Origin of the sequence: Pseudoalteromonas sp. C12FD-1 (genome assembly GCF_037414265.1) — a bacterium.
Taxonomy (GTDB): domain Bacteria; phylum Pseudomonadota; class Gammaproteobacteria; order Enterobacterales; family Alteromonadaceae; genus Pseudoalteromonas.
The window spans coordinates 279915-303853 of sequence record NZ_JBBEVD010000063.1; the positions used below are offsets into that span (position 1 = coordinate 279915).

Consider the following 23939-nt stretch of genomic DNA (forward strand, 5'->3'; position numbering starts at 1 on the left):
TTATGTGTGTGCAAGTTGCACTGCTTGTTCTATATCTACTGCTACCATGCGTGATACACCTGGCTCTGCCATAGTTACGCCGGTTAAACGCCCCGCCATTTCCATTGCAATTTTATTATGACTAATATAAATAAACTGCACCGATTGTGACATTTCTTCAACCAAACGGCAAAAGCGCACCACGTTAGCATCATCAAGCGGCGCATCTACTTCATCCAGCATACAGAATGGAGCTGGATTGAGCCTGAATATAGAAAACACCAATGATAATGCGCTCAGCGCTTTTTCTCCACCACTTAACAGGTGAATTGTTGAATTTTTCTTGCCTGGCGGCTGTGCCATTATACTAACACCACTTTCAAGTAAATCATCACTGGTTAATTCTAAATACGCGCTACCACCGCCAAATACTTTGGGAAATAACTCTGCAAAGTCACTGTTTACTTGATCAAAAGTGGCTTTAAAGCGTGTTTTGGTTTCGCTGTCAATTTTACGAATGGCACTTTCAAGCGTATTTAATGCTTTGGTTAAATCCTCAAGTTGATTATTAAGATAATCACTGCGCTCTTTAGCTTGTTCAAACTCATCAATTGCAGCTAAATTTACCGCACCTAGCTTATCTAATTGATGCACAAGCCCGTTGTACTGATTTTGCGCTGCACTTAAACTCAGTGAATCAGGCAATATATCTAAAACACTTTTTAAGCTTTGCTTTAATTCTTCAAGCGGCTCAAGTGCTGCCTGTGCTTTTATAATTAGGCTTTGCTCTTCTATACTTAGCTTTTGATGTTGTTCTTGCAAACCTGCCAGCTCACCTTGAGAGTGCTTAAGGCTGGCTTGTTTACTTATAAGCGTTTGCTTTGCCTCGTTAAGCTTTTTTTGTAACGCAACCAAACTCGCTTCGCCTTGCTGATGTTTTATTAAAAGCTCTGCAATTTTCTCGTTGAGCTCTTGCTCTGGTATCAGTAACGCTTCCATTTGCGCTTGCAGCTCTTGAGCTTCTTCTTGCGTACTAATAAGTTCTTGCTCGGCATGATTAAGCTTTGTTTGACTGAGCTGCCACTCACTGTGTATCTTCTGCTCTTTTAACGAGGCCTGATGCGCGTGTGTTTTATATTGTTCAAGTGTAGCTGCAGCTTGACTGTATGCAGCGTTACTGCGTGTGCAAGTGGCGTCGGCGCTTGTCAGTTCCGTTGCTAAATCACGTTGCTGTTGATATAGCACTTCAAGCGTGCTTTTTTGCTCATCGCGCGTTTTATATAAGTGTGATTGCTCAGAGGTTAATGCAAGTTTTTGCTGCTGGTATTTTTCTAGTTGCTGTAAAAATTGTGCAACTTGCTCTTTAAGCATATCGCTGCGTGTGCTCGCCACGGCAATATTTTGTGCTAATTGGTGAATAGCATTTTTATGTAGCGCTAATTCATCAGAAAGTTCTTTTTGCTGTGCTTTTAGCGTATTGAGGTGCTCGAGAACACTTGTCAGTGTATTTTCGGCATCTACTAAGCTCGCCGTTTTTTGCTTTAACTGTGTGTGTTTTAAAAGTTGTGAATTTTCGGCGTTTTTATCTGCGCTGCGGTGCCAGTTCCGAGCATGTAAAGCACCGGTTTTATCCATAACAGCAATATAAAATGTATCGTTTAATGCAGCTAAATCAGCACTTTCGCTGTACGCAATACGGGTCAGTATATCTGGAAAAGCTCCATCAGTGATCAATGCCGCAACGCTATTTGCTGGTACGTCACTTTTATGTGGCCACACACTATTATTGCTTTGTACATCGGCTACATTTAGGTGCTCAAGCGTTTGCAGTGCCTGTTCAACTATATGTTCGAACCTAGGCTTTACCTGTAGTTGATTAAATAAAGTGTGCTGCTTGTTAGTATTTTCAATCCCTAAGCTGCTTTTTAGCCCTGCAATACGCGCTTTTAGCTCATTAACGTGCTGCACGCTTTGCTGATGTTGTTGCTCAGCGTAATTCACTAAATCGGTTTGCTCTTTAAGCGCTGCGGTGTAGTGTGTTTGCGCCGTTTGCTTACTGGCTAGCTCTTGAGTGAGGGTTTGTTTGTATTTTTGTTGCTCAGCTAATTGCTGCTCTAATTGGCTACTTTTAATATCGTCAATTTGGCTATTTAACTGGCTAAGCTGTGCGTCTACATGGGTTAAGGCTTGCTCTGTTTGCTTAACGCTACTTTGCTGCGTCTGTACTTTATTATTCAGCGCGTGCTGTTGTTGATTTAGGCTTTGCCACGCGGCTGTGTGCTTATTCTTCTCATCTATTAAATCTGCAAGTGTGAGAGTAAGCTCTTCAACTTGTTCGCTACACTCTAAACTGTACTCACTTATCTCTTGGTGGCTCACAGCTAACTGCTCACATACGTTTTGCTGCTGTGTTTTTAGCTCTTCACTTTGGCGTTTTCGCTGCTCAAGTTTTACCACAGTTTGTTTAAGCGTTTGCGTTTGCTGCTTAATATTAATCTGTTGTTGCTCGGTACGCGTTAACTCGGTATGAGTAACGTGTTGCTGATGCTGCGCATCGCTTAACTTATCTTGCTGGGCTTGTACTTGCCCCTCTAAGCTTGCAAGTATGTCATCGTGCCCTGAGTGCGCCGTTTTAAAAAACGTTATTTGCTCATTCAGCTTTTTAATTTGTGCGCTTTTTTCGAGCTGTTGTTGATGCAGTTTTTGCCATTTTAATACGGCAATTTGACCTTTTAAAGTGCGCTCTTGCGCTTTGAGCTCTCGGTATTTTTTAGCATCAACCGACTGTACAGCGAGTTTATCTAGTTGCGCTTGCAACTCTTTACGCACATCAAGTAAACGCTCAAGGTTTTCGCGGGTACTTTTAATACGGGTTTGGGTTTCGCGGCGGCGCTCTTTGTATTTAGACACACCGGCGGCTTCTTCTAAAAATACGCGCAGCTCTTGAGGTTTGCTCTCGATTAAACGCGAGATCATCCCTTGCTCAATTATTGCGTAACTACGCGGGCCAAGCCCGGTGCCCAAAAATATATCGGTAATATCGCGCTTACGACATTTGCTACCGTTTAAAAAATACAGCGATTGCCCGTCACGAGTTACTAAGCGTTTAATTGCTATTTGGTTTCTGTCGGCAAAAGTATTGGGTATATCACCTTGGGTATTATCAAAAATCAGCTCTACAGAGGCTTGCGAGATAGGTTTACGATTAGTTGAGCCATTAAAAATAACATCGGTCATGGCATCGCCACGTAAGTTTTTAGCCGAGCTTTCACCAAGCACCCATCGCACTGCATCAATAACGTTAGATTTGCCGCAGCCGTTAGGGCCAACAACACACGTCATTTGATCAGGAAATGGAATTTTAGTGGGCTCTACAAACGATTTAAAGCCCGCCAATTTGATAGTGCTTAAGCGCATCTTATTGTTATTACCGATTATTATTGTTTTTTAATTACAAACAATTTAACTCATAAACAGTTAAAAAGTTAAGCTTGGCGTTTAAAGTTATCCAAAATAATACCGGTGGCCATAGCCACATTAAGTGACTCTGCACCACCAAATGCCGGTATGGTTATTTTGTCGCTCACTAAATTTGCGCATTGTTCGCGTATACCATGCGATTCACTTCCCATTAGCAGCACACCTTCACCGTTAAATTGTGTTTTATGCACGCTTTGCCCATCTAAAAATGCCCCATAAATAGGCATATTTAATGTTTGTAAATATTCAGGTAGCTCTACTTGGCTTACAGACACTCTTACAAACGAGCCCATAGTGGCGCTAATTGTTTTAGGGTTGTAAGCATCGGCGCTGTCGGTACTTGTTACTATATGTTTAATGCCATACCAATCAGCAACTCTAATAATAGTGCCTAAATTGCCCGGATCTGATACGCCATCAAGAGCAAGTATTAACCCATCGCTTTTTGGCAGCTCTGCATTTGGCATATTAACAATAGCAATTGCGGCATTGTTACTTACCAGCGTACTTGCTTTAGTGAGTTGCTCTTCTTGTGCTTCAATTAACTGTGTGTGAGGATATTGGCTTTGATGAGCATTTATAAATGCCTGCGTAGCAAATATATCAACCGCTTTTAATGGGCTGTTTAACAACTCAAGTACGTTTTTTTCACCTTGCACAAGGTATTGATTATATTGCTTTCGGTACTTTTTTTGGCCAAGTTGGCGAATAAGCTTGAGTTGGTTTTTTGAAATCATAACAGCCCCATAAAATTATCGCCCTAGTATACCAGAGATGATTTAAAGTGCAGCACCACATATATTAAAAGCAGCGCCATTGTAGGCTGTAAGGCTTTTAAAGATTGAGTTTTGCACCAAATTTAGGTAAATTAACAAAAAAACAACATGGATATAATTTTAATGGAATCAACACACCCTACTCCCCCAGAAGCAAACCCACCAGCAAACGAGCCAGCAGCCCCTATTTTTAGCGGTAAAGTACAGTTTAGCGGTAAAGGCGGTGAATTTTTTGGTATTTGGATAGTCAATATTTTACTGAGCGTGCTTACTTTAGGTATTTACTCGGCTTGGGCAAAAGTGCGCACAATGCGATACTTTTATGGCCACACTCGCATTGACGGACACAGCTTTGACTACTTAGCCACCCCTATGCAAATTTTAAAAGGCCGTATTTTAGCGGTTATTGTATTTTTAATTTACACCTTTGGGAGCAGCTTTTTCCCTTTTATAGGCTTACTCTTTGCGGTTGCTTTTATATTTTTAATGCCATGGATTATTAACCAAGGCCTGCGCTTTAATATGCGTATGACCCGTCATCGTAATGTGCGTTTTGCATTTAAAGGCGATTACGGCGAAGCCTTTGTTAACTTTATACTGTTACCTATAGCCAGTATTTTTACCCTTTATTTGCTAATGCCGTATGTTTTAAAACGCATCGATAGCTACATTCATAGCAATATTAGTTACGGCGATACACCATTAACCGTAAACCTTAAAGGTGAAACCTACTACTTAACAGCGCTTATTTGCTTTGTTGTAAGCTCTATTACCATGGTTATTTTTATGGCTGTGTTAGGCTTATTTGGACTTGATTTAATGAATGTAGAAAACCAACAAGCTGCACAAGATCCAGCCAAAATGGGCATTATGTTTGGTGGATTAATGATTGCTTACGTATTTATGATTGCGATAGTAACTGCTGTTTGGGCTGCGGCTATTCGTAACCATATTTTTGATAACAGCCAATTTGAAGACGTAGCGTCATTTAAATCAGAGCTTAAGCCTATTCCTTTTGCCCTATTACTCTTAACCAATATGCTGGCCATTGTGTTCTCTTTAGGGCTTGCTTACCCGTGGACCAAAGTGCGTACATCGAGAATGCTTGCCGAGGTTACAACCGTTAATATTTACCCAAGTGCGCTAAATTTAGTGGATACTGCGCAGCAAGAGCAGTCATCGTTTGCTGAAGAAGCAGCCAATGTATTTGATATTGACCTATCGCTAACCTAAGAGCTTACTATGCACGTACAGGGACATTACTTCCCCAAGGCATCAAGTAATTATCAACAAGGTGTCGCTAACATTAGCGACACCTTGGTTGAAATTAGCTACGATGACCAGCTTATTTCAAGCTATGCAATAAGCGATATAACACTCACCTCTGGCCTGGCAGGGCTTGCTGATGAACTGCGTTTTAATGATGGCAGCCGCTTTATTCCTATTGATGTAAATTATCGCTGGCCTTTTAAAACCGATAAGCACGACCTACTCGAGCGGCTTGAAAAAAGTAAATGGGCTATTATCGCGGCCGTTATTTTTACACCACTTTTTATGTGGTTAATGCTTTATAAAGTTGTACCCGCTATTGCTGTTTACAGTGTTGATACCTTGCCACGCAGTGTAGTAGAGCAAATGGGGGAGCAAAGTTTTACCATAATTGAAAAGCTCGCGCTTGATGACAGTGAGCTGCCTATTGATCAGCAAGCTAAAGTACAGCAACACTTTAAAACCATGCTCACTGAACTCTCGCTTGAGCCATCAGTCTATAGGTTATCGTTTTATAAATCAGATAGCTTTGGCGCTAATGCGTTTGCAATGCCCCATGGACGTATTGTAGTTACTGATGAATTAGCAAATTTATTAGCAGATAAACCAGACGCGTTAAAAGCCGTGTTACTGCATGAAATTGGCCATGTAGTCCACCAGCATAGTGTACGAATGACCGCGCAATCGGCTGCCAGTACCATTGTACTTGCGGTTATATTTGGCGATTTAGAAGGTATAGCAGAAGTGGCGCTTGGTACTGGAGCTACGTTTGCACAACAAGGTTTTTCGCGTGATATGGAACGTGAAGCAGATAGCTATGCCCTCATTCAACTTGAGCATTTAGGTTATTCAAGCAATGATTTTGCCGATGCCATACAAGCGCTACAAAGCGCGCACACTAGCGAAAACGAGCATATTGAAAAGGTAAATAATTTACTTGAATATTTGTCAAGCCACCCAAGTGCACAAGAGCGGATTGATAATGCCAGAAAGTGACACGCTAAATACTTGGCACCTCTAAAATAAAAAAGGTATGCCATTGCATACCTTTTTTGTAGTACTTAACTTATAGCGTTAATACTTATTTTTATGTGTCCACAAGTGCAATAATTCGTTGGCAATAGTAGCTGCAGCAATAGCGGTAAGCTCACTTTGGTCATACGATGGTGAAACCTCTACCACATCCATTCCCACCATATTTATGCCTTTAAGCGCGCGCAATATTTTAAGCACTTTATCAGATGTTAATCCGCCGCATACCGGAGTGCCTGTACCTGGCGCAAATGCAGGGTCTAAACAATCTATATCAAACGTTAAGTAAACGGGTAAATCGCCTACTCGCTCACGTATTTGCGCTGCAATGTCATTGGCATGCAAATCGTTAGCTTGCATTGCATCAATCACTGCAAACTCATGCTTTGATTGGTCAAAGTCGGTGCGAATACCTATTTGTATACTGTGCTCTACATCAATCAGCCCTTCCATCGGTGCATGATAAAACATAGTGCCGTGATCAAAACGCGAGCCATTGCTGTACGTATCAGTGTGCGCATCAAAATGAACCAGTGCCATTTTACCATGTATCTTTGCATGTGCGCGCAATAGCGGAAGCGTTACAAAGTGATCGCCACCAAGGCCTAAAAGGGTTGCCCCTTGGCGAAGTATTTGCTCCGCGGCCATTTCTAGCTGTGCCGTAAAATACTCAGGATCGCCCACCGGATAGGTAAAGTCACCTGCATCGGCAACCGTTAAACGCTCAAATAAAGGGAATGTCCACGGGTATTTAGTGTCTTCCCAGGCTAAATGCACCGACGCACGTCGTATTGCATCTGGCCCTAAGCGTGCACCAGGGCGGCCCGATGTTGCTAAATCAAAAGGTAACCCCATAACAACGACATCTGCATCTATTGCGTTAATATTTTGCACCATAGGACGACGTAAAAACGTCATCCCGTTTGAATACAATGAGTGGTCAACATGACCAAACAAGCTAGACATTGCTTATAACTCTTCTAAATACGTATAGCCACTAAGGCCGCTTTGCAACTCGTCTAAAACGCTTTGCTGTTCATTTTTATCTATTTTTGCAGACACTAACTGCGCGTACGACTGTTGAAAGCTCTCAACATCTAAATGTACATAACGCATCATGTCGGCCACCGTATCGCCTTGATTTATTTCACTAATACTGGCAACACCTTGCTCATCCATATTGATAATGGCGCTGTGCGTATCGCCAAATAAATTGTGCATATCACCTAAAATTTCTTGGTACGCACCCACTAAGAAAAAGCCCATTAAGTAAGGTTTATCAGCACTGTACTCAGGCACGGGTAATGTGCTTTCAATGCCTTGGCCATCAACATAGTGCTCGAGTGCGCCGTCTGAATCACAGGTAATATCAAGTAATACAGCACGTTTTTTTGGTGCTTCGGTTAAGCCACTTAAAGGCAGTACCGGAAACACTTGGTCAATCCCCCACGCATCGGGTAGTGACTGAAAAAGCGAAAAGTTTAAGAAAAACTTATCGGCTAAACGCGCATTTAACTCATCAATAATCGGGCGATGAAAACGGTTTTTATTGTCCATTAACTTGTTAAGCTCATAACAAATTCGCAAGTTAACTTGCTCTGCCCACGCTCGCTGCGTTAAATCTAAAAGTCCTAACGCAAACTGGTTATGTGCCTCAGCTAAGTCCCCTTGGCTATCGTGATAAATTTCAATGAGCGCACGGTCATCAGTTAAATCGGTTAACTGTACAAATGACGACCACATATTATTTAATAAAAGTGGTGCATCACCAGCAGGCGCTTTAAGCTCCTCTGGTACATAGCTTTCTGTACCTATCACATTTGATATAAGGACAGCATGGTGAGCTGTTAATGCACGCCCAGACTCAGAAATAATCGTCGGCATGGGCTGCGCATATTGTTTACACGTGTCGCCTATGGTGTACACAATATTATTTGCATACTCAGCTAAGCTGTAGTTCATTGAGTTATGAGACTGGCTGCGCGTACCGTCATAATCCACCGCTAAGCCGCCCCCAACATCAAGGCACTCAATGTGTGCACCTAATTTGCGTAGCTCACAGTAAAAGCGCGCGGCTTCGCTTACACCTAAGCGCACATCGCGAATGTTTGCCATTTGCGAGCCTAAGTGAAAATGCACTAGTTGCATTAAATCAAGTTGGCCTGCGTCTTTTAAACGATTCACTACATGCAGTACTTGCGACGCTGATAAACCAAATTTAGATTTTTCACCACCACTTGCTTGCCACTTCCCTTTGCCTTGCGATGCTAAACGTACACGAATGCCAATGCGTGGTTTAACATTTAGCGCTTTTGCTTGGCTAAGTACCATGTCGAGCTCAGAAAGCTTTTCAAGCACTATGTATACTTTATGGCCTAGTTTTTCGCCAATAAGGGCCAAGCGTACGTATTCTTTGTCTTTGTAACCATTACATACAATCACCGCACTGGTTTTTTCTGCCATTGCCAAAACGGTTAATAGCTCTGGTTTACTGCCGGCCTCAAGCCCTAATTGTTTTTTTTCTAATTCAGCCTGGCTTGCAACTATTTCTTCAACCACTTCACGTTGTTGATTTACTTTTATTGGGTAAACTAATAAATAGTCTTTTGGGTAACCATAGTTTTCAATCGCGGTATTAAACGCACCACACAAACTGTGTACACGGTGATGCAAAATTTGTGGAAAACGCACTAAAGCCGGTAAGCTCAAGCCCTTTTCTTCTAGTTGCTTTGCGATATCTGTCAGTGCAATAGTTTGCTCTGGGGCGTGAGCCTTTGGCGCAACATACACATCACCTTGATCATTAATACCAAAAAAACCTTGGCTCCAATGACGAACATTGTAACTCGTGCGAGCGTGTTCTAGTGATGTTGTCTCTTTCATTTATCTTTCTCTTTTATTTAATGAATGCCGGTTCGGCGAGTTGCGCGCATTAAAAGAAAAATAAACATTTAAGTCCAACAAGTATTTTTACTCGTTACGAGTGATTTTTAGTGTTGAAAGGTAAAAGCAGCTACAAGATACCTTTTAACATGATAGTGAGAAAGGCAACCTTGCTATAGCAATAAAATAATGGGACTAAATAAATAAGTACAGTTGTACTTTTTTAAGATAAAATAGAACAACTGTACTTATTTGGTATAAACATGAAACAAATTTATTTTAATCAAAACAAGCCACCTAAATTTTCTAAAATAACAAAGGCTGCCACCTTCGGTCTGACCAAAACATTCCCTAACCTCAGTGCCCGCCTTGCAATGAAGGTATTTTGTAACCCTCATAGTCGACGCCAATACGAATTTAGAACCAGCATCCAGCCAATCAATATTAAACTGACTACTGAGCTTGGCGCTGTAAACCTGTACTATTTTAGCCAAGCCGAAAACACTAAAACGGTATTTTTATCCCATGGCTGGGCCGATAGCACCAATCGATTTACTGCTTTAATCGATGAACTACTTGAAAAAGGCTTCAATGTTTACTCAATAGACCACATAGGCCATGGCTATTCGCACGGAAACACATCGCATTTATACGGGTATATGCAGGGATTAACAGCCGCTTTTGAGTACTTTAATGCGCAAAATATTTTAATTAATAGAGTAGTTACACACTCTATGGGCGGTGTTGCTTTGCTAAACTTAGCACCTCATTATTTAGAGGATAAAAAAATTGTGATGATCTCTGCCCCTGCGCAAATATTTGAAGCTATGTTTGCAAAAGTTAGGCAAGTGGGGATTTCTGAACTTATGTTAGAAAATATGCTCAATAAAGTGTCAGACAAATATGGTATTAACTGGCAAAATCTTCACCCTGAGCATTCTAAAAATAAAATTAACGAAAACATGTTGTTTATTCATGATAAAAATGACTCAGTGGCAAGCTTTGAGGCAATAAAATTATTAACTGAGAACACGCCCGCTACGCTCGTAGCCACAGAAGAGCTTGGCCACGTTAGAATTTTAAAAAGCCAATATGTGTACGATCAAATAACAACGTTCATGAGCTAAAAATGAAAAAAAGTGAGAGCACTAAACTCAATATTTTACAAAAAGGTATGGCCTATGCCGCCGCATATGGCTTGTATAGCATATCGATAGGTAAAATTGCGGCAGTGACAAATATGTCGCGCACTGGCGTGATCTCTCACTTTGCCAATAAAGAAGATATGCAAGTAGCAATATTGGCTTACACAGAAGACGAGTTTAAAAAACAAGTTGTTGAGGCATCTGTTGATACTGATGCTTTAAAACATTTAAATAACTTTCAGCAGCGCTGGCTTGAGTGGCTCAACTTTTTAGATACTGTATCCCCTGGTCAGCAAGCAAGTTGCCCGCTTATTAAAGCCTCGGTGGAGTTTAAAGCAAGCCCGCATTGTTTGGTGAGGCAATTTATGCAAGACCAACACATAAGGATGCTCAATTACCTTACTAAGCTTGCCGTTAACTGCCAAACGCAAGGCTACTTTAGTTATGACAATGAGCCAAGCATTTTTGCCTATGAGTTTTATGGCCTGTACACCGGGCATGTTGTACAAACAAGCTTAATAGATACCCCTGCTTTAACAATCACTTATAAAAAAGTAGTCGGCAATTTAATTGAGCGATATATGCGTTAGCCATGGCCTGCCGCTGTTATCTTCCTTTGTTTACTTTTTAAACGCCTTTAGGTGCAAAAATAATAATAGCCATGCCTAATAAGGCAACCGCCCCGCCCACTACATCCCACATTGTAAGTTTTACGCCATCAATGGCCCATAACCATAGTAAAGCCACGCATACGTACACGCCGCCATATGCCGCATACACTCGCCCAGCGGCCGCTGGGTGTAGCGTTAGCAACCACGCAAATAGCGCTAAACTGATTGCAGCGGGTATTAAGAGGAATATGCTTTTATCTTCTTTGAGCCATAAGTAAGGTAAGTAACAGCCAATAATTTCTGCCAATGCGGTAATAGTAAATAGCGCGATAGTTTTTACTTCAAACATAAACCCTTACGTAATTTAAATAACGAAAACATAATAAAGTTAAGTAACTATAAATTAATTACTTAGCTAAAAGAGGTGCAAATTGTGGGTAAAAATTTTTTACCCACATTTAAGTAAAAACAAGTTACTCAGCTAAGGCCACTTCGGCCAGCTTCATTGTACTTTCGAACGATTTAGTACCGGCTATAAATAAACCATTGTGGCAAAATACAGCGTCATCCAATCCGGTTTCAGCTTGAAACTCTTCATCTGATAAACCAGCCCACACTTTAGGCAGTGACTTTCTGTCTTCAAACGAGCCAGGCTCTAAAGGAACTGTTTGAATAATCCACTGGCCGTTTTGCGAAGGGTAAACCATAAATAAAGCGTCGCTTGATAAATGGTGCACTGTTTTTTTCCACGGTGTGTATTTTTCTAAAATAATCACGCGGGGATCTTTTGCCTCTTCTATTGCTTTAGCAACAATATCTTTGGCGTTAATGCTTCCTTTTGCAGAGGCAATAAAACGAGTTAATAAACGCGCTGCAAACTCAACCGCTTCATTAAAGCATTCATCAAAGTTACCTTCCTCTTCCCACGTTGGGTTGAACATAGAAAGCGTTTGGCTAAGCGTTATGCCCTCAACCACACCCTTAACATAGCCACAATCTATGGCATCAATGGTAGAGACTAAACCTGCGTCTACTCTATCTGCAACCGCTTGGTTATTATCACACAGTGCTAAACCATACTTTTTCCAAACTAAGCCAAATGACGAGTATGGCGTGCCGTTTTCGCGCTCGCCTGCGCCGCCACGTTGATGGTGATCAAATCGCCCTGTGTCAGGGTTGTATTCACCGCCTACATCAACAACAATATCGGCACTTTCTATTATGGCTTTGTCGCGGGTACGTACCAAGTTAAAGGCAGGCAATACATGCTTAAGTACCGCAATACTAAACACGTCATCGGCATGGAAATTACCACTGTGGGTTACTACTGTTAAATCGCTCATTGATTTTGGGCTACTTTTAAAAAAGATAAAATTCTCACTTATGAAGTGCTAAATACAGATTAAAACTTACGTAGCGATTTTATACGAACAGAGCAACGAAAAACAGTGAAGTATTTTTTGCGCCCCCCACTAAAAGGGTAGGCGCGAGGGATAAATAAGCAATTTTATTTTGGCTCAGGGCTTAGGCCAAGCTCCATAAATACACTTTGTGGGTTATCTTGATACGAGCCAAAGCTTGCACAGCGCACAAAACCTAAATCTTCATATAAACTAATCGATTCGGTTTGCTTTGGGCCTGTTTCTAATCGAATAAGTGGAATTTTTGTTTCGCCGGCATAATGCAGTAGGTTTTGCATTATACGTCTAGAAAAACCTCTGCCACGGTAGCTTGGTTTTACGTATAAACGTCTTATTTCACCATATAAGGTACCGTCATTTTGCTTAACAATAGCGCCACAGGCAATAATGCCATCTTCGTTTTTTAAACCAATTGCGTAAACGTTGTCTTTGCTTAATTCTTCTAATTTAAGAGATTGGGCTGTAGCCACAGGGTATAAGGAGTTTATCAGTCTATCTATATCTGCAAACACATTAACTACATCAGGATCCTTAGGGGTTAATTCGACTAACTGCATCTCTTGTCGTCCATTTTATTATTTTGAATCGTTATAGTGACTTCATAATATATACTTAATACGCGTGTTCCTAGTGTTGTTTAAACAAAATGTTTTAATAAGGTAATAATAGCTTTATTAAAACGTTAGTCTAATTTACAAAAACTACGTACAGCCTGCTAAGCACTTAGGCTTTGCTTTTTTAATTGATGTGCATGCCACTTAATATAATTACTGGCATTCATAGGTTTTGCGACTAAATAGCCTTGTATGCAATCTGCATTGAGCAAGTTTAGTAGCTCAAACTGTGCCTCTTGCTCTACACCCTCAGCTACAACAGTAATGTCTAAACTTTTGCCTAGGCTTATAATCGTATTAACAATGTTAAAGCCTTTGCCTTTATCTAAAATTTTATCGATAAAGCTTTTATCAATTTTTATTTCCTGTACGGGGAAGGCATTCAAATGGGCTAAACAGGAATACCCAGTGCCAAAGTCGTCTATAGAAAACACAAAACCTTGCTCTTGTAGCTCCGTCATTTGCTTTATTGTGCTGTTAATATCGCCCGATAGCATGGTTTCGGTGATCTCAAGTTTAATATGCTGCGGATTTATGTTGAACTCATTAATTGTAGAGCATAGCTCGCGAGTAAGCTGCGACGAATTAAACTGTATATGACTGATATTTATAGATACGCTAAAGTGCTCATCTATCATGTTTTTTTCATCAAGCTGATTAATAAGGCTGCATATATTGCGAAGCACTATGTTTTGCAGTTTTTGAATCAGGCCATATTGCTCTGCAATAGGGATAAACTGATTAGGCGCAATAACCCCTTTATTAGGATGTATCCATCTTATCAGTGCTTCTGCACCTACTATCTTACCGTGCATACTAATTTGCGGCTGAAAATACGCACAAAATTCGTTATTTGCGATTGCTCTTACAATATCCGTTTCTAATTCGGCTTGGTTTTCGAGTAAAGTTTGCAGTTTGGGATCATAAAAGCTGCAGCTATTGCCACCTTTCGCCTTAGCTCGATACATGGCTGTATCTGCAAATTTTAATATGTTATCGGTGGCTGTATGCTCTTCGTTAATTAAGCAAATACCTATACTGCAGCTTACTTGAAATGCCAGCTCTCCTATTGCAAATTTATCATTAAATACGCCTTGTACTTTTTTTGCGACTATTTCGGATTCTATACAAGCTTGGTGATTATGCTCGCCAATGTATTCTAATAGAATAATAAATTCATCACCGCCTACCCTAGCTAAAGTATCTGATGCTCTTATTACACCTTTAAGCCGTTTTGCTAATTCTATTAATACTTGATCTCCGGCGCCGTGGCCTAATGAGTCATTTATTCTTTTAAAGTTATCAACATCTAAAAACAGCAGTGCGCCTGTTTTTTGGGTGCGTTTAATACGCTCAACACACTTTGTTAAACTGTCGCTGAGCATTCGCCTATTAGGTAATCCAGTTAGTGGGTCAAAAAAAGCTAACCGCTGCACCTCTTGCTCTGCTTTTTTACGAAGAGTTACATCTCTTGCCATCCACACTACGTGCTTAAGTTCTGGTTTATCTGGTTGGTAGTTATTAAGTGCAGCGGCTCTTCCTTCAAAGGTTATGTGGCCTTTGGGCACTGATAAATCGTACTCAAATATTTGCATTTCGTTGGTACAAATGGTTTTTTTAATAACGCCCATGATCATCTCAGCATCTTTTACTGGGAATAAATCTTGTACATTTTGACCAACCAAATCGGTGGGTGACTCCAGTAATAAGTCACTCGAAGTGCCGTAAATATCGGTATATACGCCCTCTTCATTTAAAATCAAAATAAGATCGGGCATCACTTTCGTAAATGCTTTAAATTTTTCATTACTTTTTTGCAGGTCTGCCACTAGCTGCCTAGCCTTAAGCGATTCAGCATTTTTTTCTAGTGCTATGCTAGAAAAGTGTACAAAATAATCAATAAGCTCTAAATCTTGTTTTGTGGGTGCTTTAGGGGTGTTGTGGTAAATAGCAAAAGTGCCCAATATTTCATTGTTGGTTGAAATAATCGGTGTTGACCAACAAGAGTATAAACCATAGCTGTGTGCTAAACTTTTGTAACCGTTCCATAAGGGTGAAAGGTTAATATTTTGCGTAATAATTCGCTCTTTTTTATAGGCGGCAGTGCCACATGACCCCACATTCGGACCTATAAATACACCATTAATTGCTTCTAAGTATTCATCGTCAATATTTGGGGCAGCACGGTGAAATAATTGATTACCCGTTAAAGACAGTATTGAGCACCTTGCAGAGCTGTCTTCAATAACTTGCTCTATAGCTAAACAAATATCCTGTAAAACATCGTCTAAGGCTATGCCTAACGCGATTTTAGATAATATATCCTGCTGGTGAGATAATAGTTGTTTGAGTTTTGCAGTATTCATACTTCACCATGCATTTAGGTACTCTTATGCTGCTAAGCACTTTAAAAAAGGCAGTGCATAAACAAATTCCTGCTCTTAGTTTGTATATTTAAAGTGAGTATAGTTAAAAAACTTACAGCGCGTGTTTTATTATTAAGATTAAAGAAATTATTTTTTAATAAATAGATAAAAACAACTTTAGTATGCGTTAAACACACATTTTTTTGCAACAAAAAACAAACATTTTTAACAAAATCATTCCAGCTAACATACTCTCAATCCTTTAAAATTTTGCCAGTTTAACACTTTGTTACTTAAAAAGGCTGTTCAAAATTATCAGCCTAATTATACTGCATGCAGATATGAATCTTTTTTGAGGTTACTGTGCAGATCATACAAGGTATGGAATATTTTTTTTCAGGCTTTAAATTAATTAGCCAAAAAGGCCTTAAGCGCTTTGTGCTTATTCCGCTTTTGCTTAATATTTTATTGTTTGGTAGTTCATTGTTTTTTTTATTTGGTTGGTTAAGCGACAGTTTTAACTATATAAACAACATGTTACCTGAGTGGCTAAGCTGGCTTGAATGGTTATTGTGGCCCATTGCCGTACTTATTGTGCTATTTAGTTACAGCATGCTATTTACGGTAATAACCAACTTTATTGCAGCCCCCTTTAATGGCTTACTCAGTGAAAAAGTTGAGCTTTATTTAACGGGCCAAAAAATAAATGACGATGGCTTTGCTGATTTAATCAAAGATATACCCCGTATGGTTGGCAGAGAGTGGACAAAGCTTTGCTATTACTTGCCCCGCGCTGTAGGTTTTTTTATATTGTTATGGGTTTTACCCGTTGTTGGCCAAATTTTGTGGATTTTATTTACATGTTGGATGTACGCGGTGCAATACAAAGATTTTGCCTTCGATAACCATAAAATTGGCTTTAAACAAATGAAAGACGATTTAAAATCAAAGCAAGGTTTGTCTTACGGGTTTGGTTTTGCAGTTATGCTGCTCACAGCAATTCCATTTATTAACCTAATTGTTATGCCTGTTGCCGTGTGTGGCGCTACTCGATTATGGGTAGATAATTACCGTCCCAAATACCGTGTGGGCTAAGTAAACGTATAACAAATAATAAAAGCACCTTTTAGTGCTTTTATTTTACCTATCTCAGCTTAAGTGCAGTGTAATTTAATTTAGCGCGGCGTGGCAGTGCTGCACTTTTTTCATCTTGTAAAATAAACTCTGTGATCAGTACCGAGAATAACTGCTTTTTAAAAGTAATGTTAATAACTTCGCCTATTTTAGTTTTATATGAGTGTTGCTGATCAAACAACCTCAGTTCACCGTTACCTAATTGCTCAACATATAAATACGGTGTGTGCAAAGGCAGTTTTAACCTTATAACATTTAAACTGCTTTGCTCTTGTACTGCTATCCACTGCCCGTCTTTATAAAGCGTATTAAAACGCGTTATGCCCTCGGGCTGTAGCACAGAGTCGTTTTTAATAAAGCATGTACTGCACCCGTTAACACGCGTTTGCTGCCAATTTACTGGCTTATTACTATAATAAAGCGCATCAGTTAGTAACCATTCACTACCATTGTTAGCATTTGCTTTCTTATCGCTTAAACTACATGCAACTAATAAACAAATAACAATACCTTGTAAAAGCGCAACTTTTATAAATCTATAGCTCATTTGCGCTCTTTAATTGCTTTAATTTGGTTAATTATAGCCTTGCTTGGTGCAGCTTCCTTTATATAGCTAGGCAATGAAGTAGAAACAGCTTGAATGCGCTGCTGTTGATACACCTTATGGCTCATTGTATTTGCAACACCAAATCGATTACCTGCACTTTGTGAGTAAAACTGCAGGTTGATCATGCCCCACTCGTCAACATCTGTGAGTATAGTAATTTGTGAATCTTGGTTTGCATCAAAGTTTGTTAATGTATCGCCTAATATTGCATTGCAATTATAATCAACCGCCTCAGAGCCTGCTCTGTTTAACCCTGCGCTTTCGTCAATAGCACTTTCATTTATATCTGCAGCACTACCATTTGAATAATCAATGATAAAATCATCCGTTGACCCCGTTTGATTATTGGTATTTGGCACAAGGTCACAATTAATGTTATTGGTATAAAACCGATCGTAATAACGATCGCCTTCATTATTACCTATACTTGCAAGCCCCGTTAATTGATATAAGTAATTCATTGAGCTTAAATGGTTTGGCTTAAAGTTCACTTCTTCATCACCACCATGATAAAGCCCTAAATTATGCCCCAACTCATGAAAAATAGTAGATGCTTGGTAATTGTTCGTCACATTTTGTGATGTTTGATCATCAACCGATAATCCCCATCCACCCATAGTCAACATTAGGTCATTACCATTAATTTCAGCAATACCCGAACCGCTAATACTGCCATCTTCGTTACCACTATTTGCCATTAATAAATAATGAAAAATTGGGCGGCGCGTTGTATCGGCATACTCCATTTTATAAGCAAATAAATTAGCGGTACCTTGGTCATATTCAAAGGGCGTATAGCTGTTAAACGGTACCGTTGTACCGCCTCCTAAATCAAAGTTAGCGGTCGAAATACCGGTACTTTGGTCAAATAAATCGCCTACATCAAAATGCACCGTGTAACCGTTACTTGCAAATACGCTCACTACTTTTTCTAAGGCTGTACGCTGTGGTGTAATGCCTGCATCGCTACTGTCCATATAATCAATTTCGACAAATATATCTTTTTGATTTTCTCGCGCACCCCACTCATATAAAGGCAGCCCGCCAAACGTTGTACCTTCTTGCTCGGTACAATCGGGGATCCCATCTAAATCAGTATCTGTATCACAGCTAACATCGTTTTGCCCTGCTGGCGTATTAAAAACCGAGTAAGCCCAATCGCTTGCTTGATTAGTATCTGTTGCATTAAGCGCACGTTTTAAGCTTGACCCTTGCTCGGCCTGCATTTGCGGCGCATTATCGCCCTGCCATTGCGTGGCACTCACCGGTTGCTGGGTAGAGTTACCAAACTTAACAAAGTCGATAGTTTGTGTGGCGGCACTGTTTAATAATTCAGCAAAGCCATTTATATACCAATAAGGACGCAGCGTGTCGTTTTGGTTACCCACCAGCACAATTTTAGGATTATTAAGTGCCGCACTTGCTAAAAACTCATCGCCAAAGCGACTTTGCAGTAAAATATAACTACCGTTTTCTATTACTTTGTTGGGTAATGTAAATACTTGCTCGGCGCTCACTGAGCTATCAAGCATATTAATTGCGCGCGTTTTTAATGAATAGTTTTGTAAATTAACAGCCTCTCCTGTGCCATTATAAATCTCTACCCAGGGCGTATCATTAGTAAATTGCACCGATATGAGTTCAGTTATTTTTAAATCTTGAGTTGAGGTGGTAAATTCACTCACTTGGCCTGCTGTCGCAGCAGTACCAAAAAAGTTAACTAATTGGTCATTTACACGCACTTTGTAAAGCGTGTTTTCTAAAAATTCAGCGCTTAAGTTAACGTTTTTAAAATAGTCATTCGTCTCATCAGGTGCACCAGATAGACTTGCTATAGTCAGTGCTACACAGCTTGCAAAATCATCACTTGATACCTGAACACTGCCTTCACAGCTCCCCGCAGTACTATTTACTGTTAACGAACTGCTCAGCATCACATCAGAAAACGTAATGCTAATGGGAGTGTCAACCAATACCGGTTCACCTATTCCATTAGGCGTTATTTCCGTGACCGTTGCTGCGCTGGTATCAACAATTGTCGTATTAAGTAAAAAATTAGTGCTGTCTTCACCGTCACTGGCTATCAGGGTATAGTTTTTTGCAGAAATACTATTTACAGGCGGTGTGTAGCTAAAACGCAGCGCTTGAGCATCAATAACACTCACCTGCGCCCCGTCTAAATCATCAGGAAACGTAATTTGTACCGTATCGCCGTCGGCATCACTTACTATCAAATTAAATTCGGTGCTTAAGTTATATTGCACCTCGATTGATACATCATCTGCTACTGGCGGGTTGTTAGGCGGCACCACAATTACCATTTTTTGTGCACTATTGGTTGCATCGTCGTTATCTCTAACTGTGGCTAAAAAGGTAATGTTGGTGTTCTGAGCAACCGTTGGAGCCATAAAGGTAATGCTTGAATCGGTTTGCGTGAATTCGACCACGGGACCGTTAGTTTGCTGCCAAGTAAGTTCGCTAATGGTGCCATCACTGTCTTGCGCTGTGGCTGTTATTGTCACTGACTCATTTTGCATTGCCTCGTCAGGCCCAGCTAAGGTAACACTAGGAGCGTTATTTAATTGCGTAATAAGTACTGTTGCGCTGCTTTGAGCAGTGCCCCCGGCATTGTCGGTTACAGTAACACTAAAACCAAGCGTTTCATTTTCACTTACATTTGGGGCGGTAAAGTTTAATTCACCTTCTGTTTGGCTAAATTCAATGGTGGAGCCAGCAGATTGCACCCACACTATGCTGCTAATTGTGCCATCTATGTCTTGTGCATTAGCAATTAAACTAACTTGGGTATTAGCCAATGCGCTGCTTGGTCCTGTAATGTTTACCGTAGGAGGGGTATTTTGAACCGTGATAGTCCCAGAGAACACTTGCTCTGTAGTGGCACCGTCATTATCGGTTACTAGCACCGAAAAGCTAAAATCAGTGTCGCTTTCTACACTCGGGGCCGTTACTGTGAGTATGTTGCCATTAGCTGTAAAGGTAAAGTCAGGCCCCGATAGCTGCTGCCACTGGTAACTAGAAACCTGCCCGTCGCTATCGCTTGCCTGAGCCGTAATAGTAAAGGTTTGGTTAGCAACAATAACGCTGCTGCTTACATTAACACTTACAGTAGGGGCGATGTTGCCAGTTGAGCCACTATCGGTGGCGTCACTATCGCTGCCACCACCGCCGCAACCGGCTATTAAAAGTGATAAAAAAAGTAATCCTAGCCATTTATAAACATTATTTAATACCACTTTTATGCCTCTATGATTTAGCTATACAAATTTTGGGGCACCTTAACAACATTTAAATGAACGGTAATTTCCTCACGATCATGATACAAATGCTTAGCTTGCAACTCATAGGTTATACCGTACTTAGTAAGCTCTTCTTTGATCATCGTTAGGCATTCATAAACACTATCAAAGCGTTTTTTCATAGGCAGCTTTAAATTAAATATAAGCTCTTTGGCGTATGCGTTTACTGCCCAGTCAATCATTAGATTAGTCACTTTGGTTGGTTTTTCCACCATATCGCACACTAACCAGTTAATATTTCTTTTTTCTGGGCGATATTTAAAACCGTCGGCTCTAAAGTGTTTAACTTGGCCTGTTTCCATCAAACTATCATTCATCGGGCCATTATCTATTGCGCTCACAAACATGCCTCTGCGTACTAATTGATAGGTCCAACCGCCTGGGCAAGCACCTAAATCAACCCCTCGCATGCCTGGTTGTACTCGCTCTTCTCGCTCTTTTTCAGGGATAAAAACATTAAAGGCTTCGTCAAGTTTTAACGTTGAGCGGCTCGGTCCGTCACTTGGCATGCGTAAACGTAAAATGCCCATAAAAAACGGCGAATTATTATAGCTATACGAATACCCTACATACGCGGCATTGTTTGCTAAAAAGAGTACATGCATTACCGGGCGGTTTGCCTTTGGCTCACGTAATACCGTGTTTTGTTTTTCGAGTGCTTTTTTTAACGGCGTTGATATTTTTTTACAAAAGGTCAGCAGCTCTTTGCCTTCGTTAGTATCGGGAGTTTCTACGCGCAATTCACTACACAAAGGAAACTCCTTTGCGGCTTCTTTTAATGCAGTGACCCTATCTTCTACCGGCATATTTTCGATTAACGTGCCAGCAAACCACTGGCGCGCAAATACCATATTTTTAAAGTCGACCTTTTTAATTATTTCGTCGCTGTGTTGCGCTTCAAAACATTCATAAATCACGTAGCCGGTATTTGGTTTGGCTTTTACATAGCCGGCAAAACCTTGCTCAGCAGCATGAAACGTTATTTCAGCAGCCGCATCGTTTTCAAAACCACTACGACAATAAATCACAACACTAGACATATTAACCCTTAAACTCTTTAAAACTTAAATCGTGCAACTTGCACTAAAATAACAACCCAACCAATTATAAAACATAACCCACCTAACGGGGTTATTGGCCCTAACCACTTCATGCCGCTGAGGGCTAATAAATATAAACTGCCACTAAAAAGCAGTGTACCGGCAATAAAAAAGCCACCCGCTATGGTTAAATTAATACCCCACTTAATTAAAATTGCTACGGCTATAAGTGCTAAGCCGTGCACCATTTGATACTCAGCTGCGGTTTTAAATACCCCGAGTGAATACTCAGTTAAACGGCTTTTTAAACCATGCGCGGCAAACGCCCCTAACATAACCGACAACATGCAAAAAAAGCTGCCCGTGAGTAAAAATAGTTTAATCATAATTGCTCCACTCTATTAGCTATAAATTTATAGGCTTCACGCGCTGCAGTTTCACGGTTTTCAAGCTCGCTCACTCCACTTTTTTTACGCGGTTTGAGTGAATGATCACCATCGCTAAGCCACACATAAGTTGGCTGTTTTGGCATAGAAAGCGTTTTAAGCTCTTCACGGGTACCAAAGGTATCTCGCTCGCCTTGTAATACTAAAAACGGGCAAGGTATATCTGCAAAATGCTCGGTGCGCAGCTTTTCAGGTTTACCGGGCGGGTGAAACGGATAACCAAACGCTAATACACCTGCAATCGGTTGAGTAGAGGTACAGGCAAGCATAGATGCCATACGCCCGCCCATCGACTTACCACCAATGAATAGCGGTAAATTAGGCTGCGCATGTGTTAGTACTTGCTCGTAATAAGCTAACAGTTTAGGGGCTCGCTCTGGCGGCCTACGTTTTTGTGTTTGTTTAGCAATTTGCATGTATTCAAAATCAAACAAACCTACATCAATACCCTGCGCACTAATGAGTTTAGCCATCTGCTGCATAAAATCAGAATCCGCCCCTGCACCCGCACCATGTGCAAATATAAACTGTGCAATAGCCGGTTGTGTTGCGCTTTTAAACCATTCAATCATTATTAATACTCTTGTTCTTGCTCTACTAAGCTCAGCATCCAATCTTTAAACGAGACTATTTTACCAAGCTCTGTTTGCGACTCTCTAATCACTAAGTAATACGCGTTTTTACTCTCTAAACTGTGGCTAAATGGGATCACTAAACGGCCCGCGTCAATATCGGGTTTGGCAAGCACACTATTGCCTATTGCTACCCCTTGGCCGTGCACCGCGGCCTGTAGCACCATTGATGAGTGGCTAAATATAGGGCCTTGATTCACTTGTACATTGCGTACACCCGCCGTTTTCATCCACGTTTTCCAGTTGCGGCGTGTGGTATCGTGCAATAAGGTGTGCTGGGCTAAGTCACTCGGTTGATTAAGCGGTTTATGTCCGCTTAATAACAATGGGCTACATAACGGCACCAAATACTCGGTGTGTAGTTTATAAGTTTGTACCCCACTCCAATGCCCTCGGCCGTAGTAAATAGCAATATCTACATCATCGGTTAACGAGTTTTCGTCTTGGTCTTGCGCTTTTATACGCACATCTATTTCGGGGTGGAGCTCGTTAAATAAGCTTAATCGAGGTACTAACCACTGTATTGCAAAACTCGGGGTTAAACTTACGGTAAGCGAGCCTTTTGCACCACGAGCAAGTAGCTTTTCGGTGGCATCTATCAGCTGGGTAAAAATCTCTTTAATATCTAAAAAGTAGCCTTGGCCTTCTTCGGTTAATAATAACGAGCGGTTTTTACGTAAAAACAATTTTAAGCCTAAGTGCTCTTCAAGGGTTTTAATTTGATGGCTCACTGCCGCTTGCGTTACATACAGCTCTTCTGCTGCTTTAGTAAAGCTTAAATGGCGTGCCGCGGCTTCAAAAGCTTTAAGTGCGTTTAATGGGGGGACTCGTCTTGACATAGTAACCAAGCTTAGAATTAGTTTTTCTTATGCATAAGATTATATACAGCATCGTTGTGCGTGTATATTAATGGAATAAAAAAAGCGACCTAAGTCGCTTTTTAAACTATTACCTGAGTAGGTGTTAAATTATAAGTCGCTTGCGCTTGTATCAAGTGGTGCAAAGCTTTTAACTAAATCATCTACCGCTTTCATTTGCGATAAATACCCTTCAAGCTTGCTAAGTGCCAAAGCACATGGACCATCACACTTTGCTTCATTAGGGTTAGGGTGAGCTTCAATAAATAAGCCCGCAATACCCAGTGCCATGCCGCTGCGAGCAAGCTCGGCAGCTTGTGCACGGCGTCC

19 protein-coding genes and 1 pseudogene are annotated in these 23939 nt (G+C 40.7%); 5 read left to right on the forward strand and 15 right to left on the reverse strand.

Translation table 11 applies throughout. The features are described 5' to 3' along the window. Both WDB87_RS09805 and WDB87_RS09810 read right to left on the reverse strand, forming a co-directional pair. Entirely contained in the window at window positions 1–3396 is a 3396-nt protein-coding gene (locus tag WDB87_RS09805; protein ID WP_337849766.1) for a chromosome segregation SMC family protein, read from the reverse strand. Between the two features lie 68 nt (window positions 3397–3464). Continuing rightward, on the reverse strand, window positions 3465–4196 hold the full coding sequence (locus tag WDB87_RS09810; protein ID WP_337849767.1) for an RNA methyltransferase: 732 nt from the start codon (window positions 4194–4196) through the stop codon (window positions 3465–3467). A 162-nt stretch (window positions 4197–4358) separates the two neighbouring features. Here WDB87_RS09810 and WDB87_RS09815 point away from each other — a divergent pair, with 162 nt between their 5' ends. Both WDB87_RS09815 and WDB87_RS09820 read left to right on the forward strand, forming a co-directional pair. Then, complete coding sequence (locus tag WDB87_RS09815) at window positions 4359–5468, forward strand: YjgN family protein (RefSeq protein ID WP_337849768.1); 1110 nt, start codon at window positions 4359–4361, stop codon at window positions 5466–5468. Between the two features lie 9 nt (window positions 5469–5477). Further along, window positions 5478–6500, forward strand: a complete 1023-nt coding sequence (locus WDB87_RS09820) for a M48 family metallopeptidase (protein ID WP_286244810.1) — start codon at window positions 5478–5480, stop codon at window positions 6498–6500. 78 nt (window positions 6501–6578) lie between these two features. On the opposite strand, the gene speB is transcribed toward WDB87_RS09820, so the two are convergent. Together speB and speA are read right to left on the reverse strand one after the other, a co-directional pair. Then, window positions 6579–7502 carry an agmatinase gene (gene speB / locus WDB87_RS09825; RefSeq protein ID WP_337849769.1) on the reverse strand — a complete coding sequence of 308 codons (924 nt, stop codon included), beginning with the start codon at window positions 7500–7502 and terminating at the stop codon, window positions 6579–6581. 3 nt (window positions 7503–7505) lie between these two features. Next, window positions 7506–9419: a biosynthetic arginine decarboxylase gene (gene speA / locus WDB87_RS09830; RefSeq protein WP_286244812.1), complete on the reverse strand. Its 1914-nt coding sequence runs from the start codon at window positions 9417–9419 to the stop codon at window positions 7506–7508. 263 nt (window positions 9420–9682) lie between these two features. Here speA and WDB87_RS09835 point away from each other — a divergent pair, with 263 nt between their 5' ends. Both WDB87_RS09835 and WDB87_RS09840 read left to right on the forward strand, forming a co-directional pair. Continuing rightward, complete coding sequence (locus tag WDB87_RS09835; protein ID WP_337849770.1) at window positions 9683–10546, forward strand: alpha/beta hydrolase; 864 nt, start codon at window positions 9683–9685, stop codon at window positions 10544–10546. Between the two features lie 2 nt (window positions 10547–10548). Beyond that, window positions 10549–11154: a TetR/AcrR family transcriptional regulator gene (locus WDB87_RS09840; RefSeq protein WP_337849771.1), complete on the forward strand. Its 606-nt coding sequence runs from the start codon at window positions 10549–10551 to the stop codon at window positions 11152–11154. A 37-nt stretch (window positions 11155–11191) separates the two neighbouring features. Here WDB87_RS09840 and WDB87_RS09845 read toward each other — a convergent pair whose 3' ends face one another. The 4 genes from WDB87_RS09845 to WDB87_RS09860 form a co-directional block, all read right to left on the reverse strand. Beyond that, the gene (locus WDB87_RS09845) at window positions 11192–11524 is read right to left on the reverse strand and encodes a YnfA family protein (protein ID WP_337849772.1); all 333 of its coding nucleotides are present in this window, start codon (window positions 11522–11524) and stop codon (window positions 11192–11194) included. 124 nt (window positions 11525–11648) lie between these two features. After that, window positions 11649–12518, reverse strand: a complete 870-nt coding sequence (locus WDB87_RS09850) for an MYG1 family protein (protein WP_337849773.1) — start codon at window positions 12516–12518, stop codon at window positions 11649–11651. Window positions 12519–12682: 164 nt separating this feature from the next. Continuing rightward, complete coding sequence (locus WDB87_RS09855; protein ID WP_337849774.1) at window positions 12683–13153, reverse strand: GNAT family N-acetyltransferase; 471 nt, start codon at window positions 13151–13153, stop codon at window positions 12683–12685. Between the two features lie 158 nt (window positions 13154–13311). Next, window positions 13312–15576 (reverse strand): sensor domain-containing phosphodiesterase, encoded by a 2265-nt coding sequence (locus WDB87_RS09860; RefSeq protein ID WP_337849775.1) that lies wholly within the window; start codon window positions 15574–15576, stop codon window positions 13312–13314. A 381-nt stretch (window positions 15577–15957) separates the two neighbouring features. On the opposite strand from WDB87_RS09860, the gene cysZ reads away from it, so the two are divergent. Continuing rightward, complete coding sequence (gene cysZ, locus WDB87_RS09865; RefSeq protein WP_443197907.1) at window positions 15958–16671, forward strand: sulfate transporter CysZ; 714 nt, start codon at window positions 15958–15960, stop codon at window positions 16669–16671. Between the two features lie 49 nt (window positions 16672–16720). Here cysZ and WDB87_RS09870 read toward each other — a convergent pair whose 3' ends face one another. From WDB87_RS09870 to WDB87_RS09900, 7 genes and pseudogenes are all read right to left on the reverse strand, one after another. Continuing rightward, window positions 16721–17257 (reverse strand): hypothetical protein, encoded by a 537-nt coding sequence (locus WDB87_RS09870; protein ID WP_337849777.1) that lies wholly within the window; start codon window positions 17255–17257, stop codon window positions 16721–16723. Then, the gene (locus tag WDB87_RS09875; RefSeq protein WP_337849778.1) at window positions 17254–20571 is read right to left on the reverse strand and encodes a PKD domain-containing protein; all 3318 of its coding nucleotides are present in this window, start codon (window positions 20569–20571) and stop codon (window positions 17254–17256) included. The genes WDB87_RS09870 and WDB87_RS09875 overlap by 4 nt, the downstream gene beginning before the upstream one ends. Before the next feature lie 17 nt (window positions 20572–20588). Further along, window positions 20589–21674: a 23S rRNA (cytidine(2498)-2'-O)-methyltransferase RlmM gene (gene rlmM / locus WDB87_RS09880; RefSeq protein WP_055016479.1), complete on the reverse strand. Its 1086-nt coding sequence runs from the start codon at window positions 21672–21674 to the stop codon at window positions 20589–20591. 17 nt (window positions 21675–21691) lie between these two features. Further along, window positions 21692–22060 (reverse strand): DUF423 domain-containing protein, encoded by a 369-nt coding sequence (locus tag WDB87_RS09885; protein ID WP_337849779.1) that lies wholly within the window; start codon window positions 22058–22060, stop codon window positions 21692–21694. Beyond that, complete coding sequence (locus WDB87_RS09890; protein ID WP_337849780.1) at window positions 22057–22692, reverse strand: alpha/beta family hydrolase; 636 nt, start codon at window positions 22690–22692, stop codon at window positions 22057–22059. Before WDB87_RS09890 ends, WDB87_RS09885 begins: the two co-directional genes overlap by 4 nt. 2 nt (window positions 22693–22694) lie before the next feature. Next, complete coding sequence (locus WDB87_RS09895; protein ID WP_004588843.1) at window positions 22695–23591, reverse strand: transcriptional regulator GcvA; 897 nt, start codon at window positions 23589–23591, stop codon at window positions 22695–22697. A 129-nt stretch (window positions 23592–23720) separates the two neighbouring features. Next, a pseudogene (locus tag WDB87_RS09900) lies at window positions 23721–23939 on the reverse strand (3-deoxy-8-phosphooctulonate synthase); the annotation flags it as partial.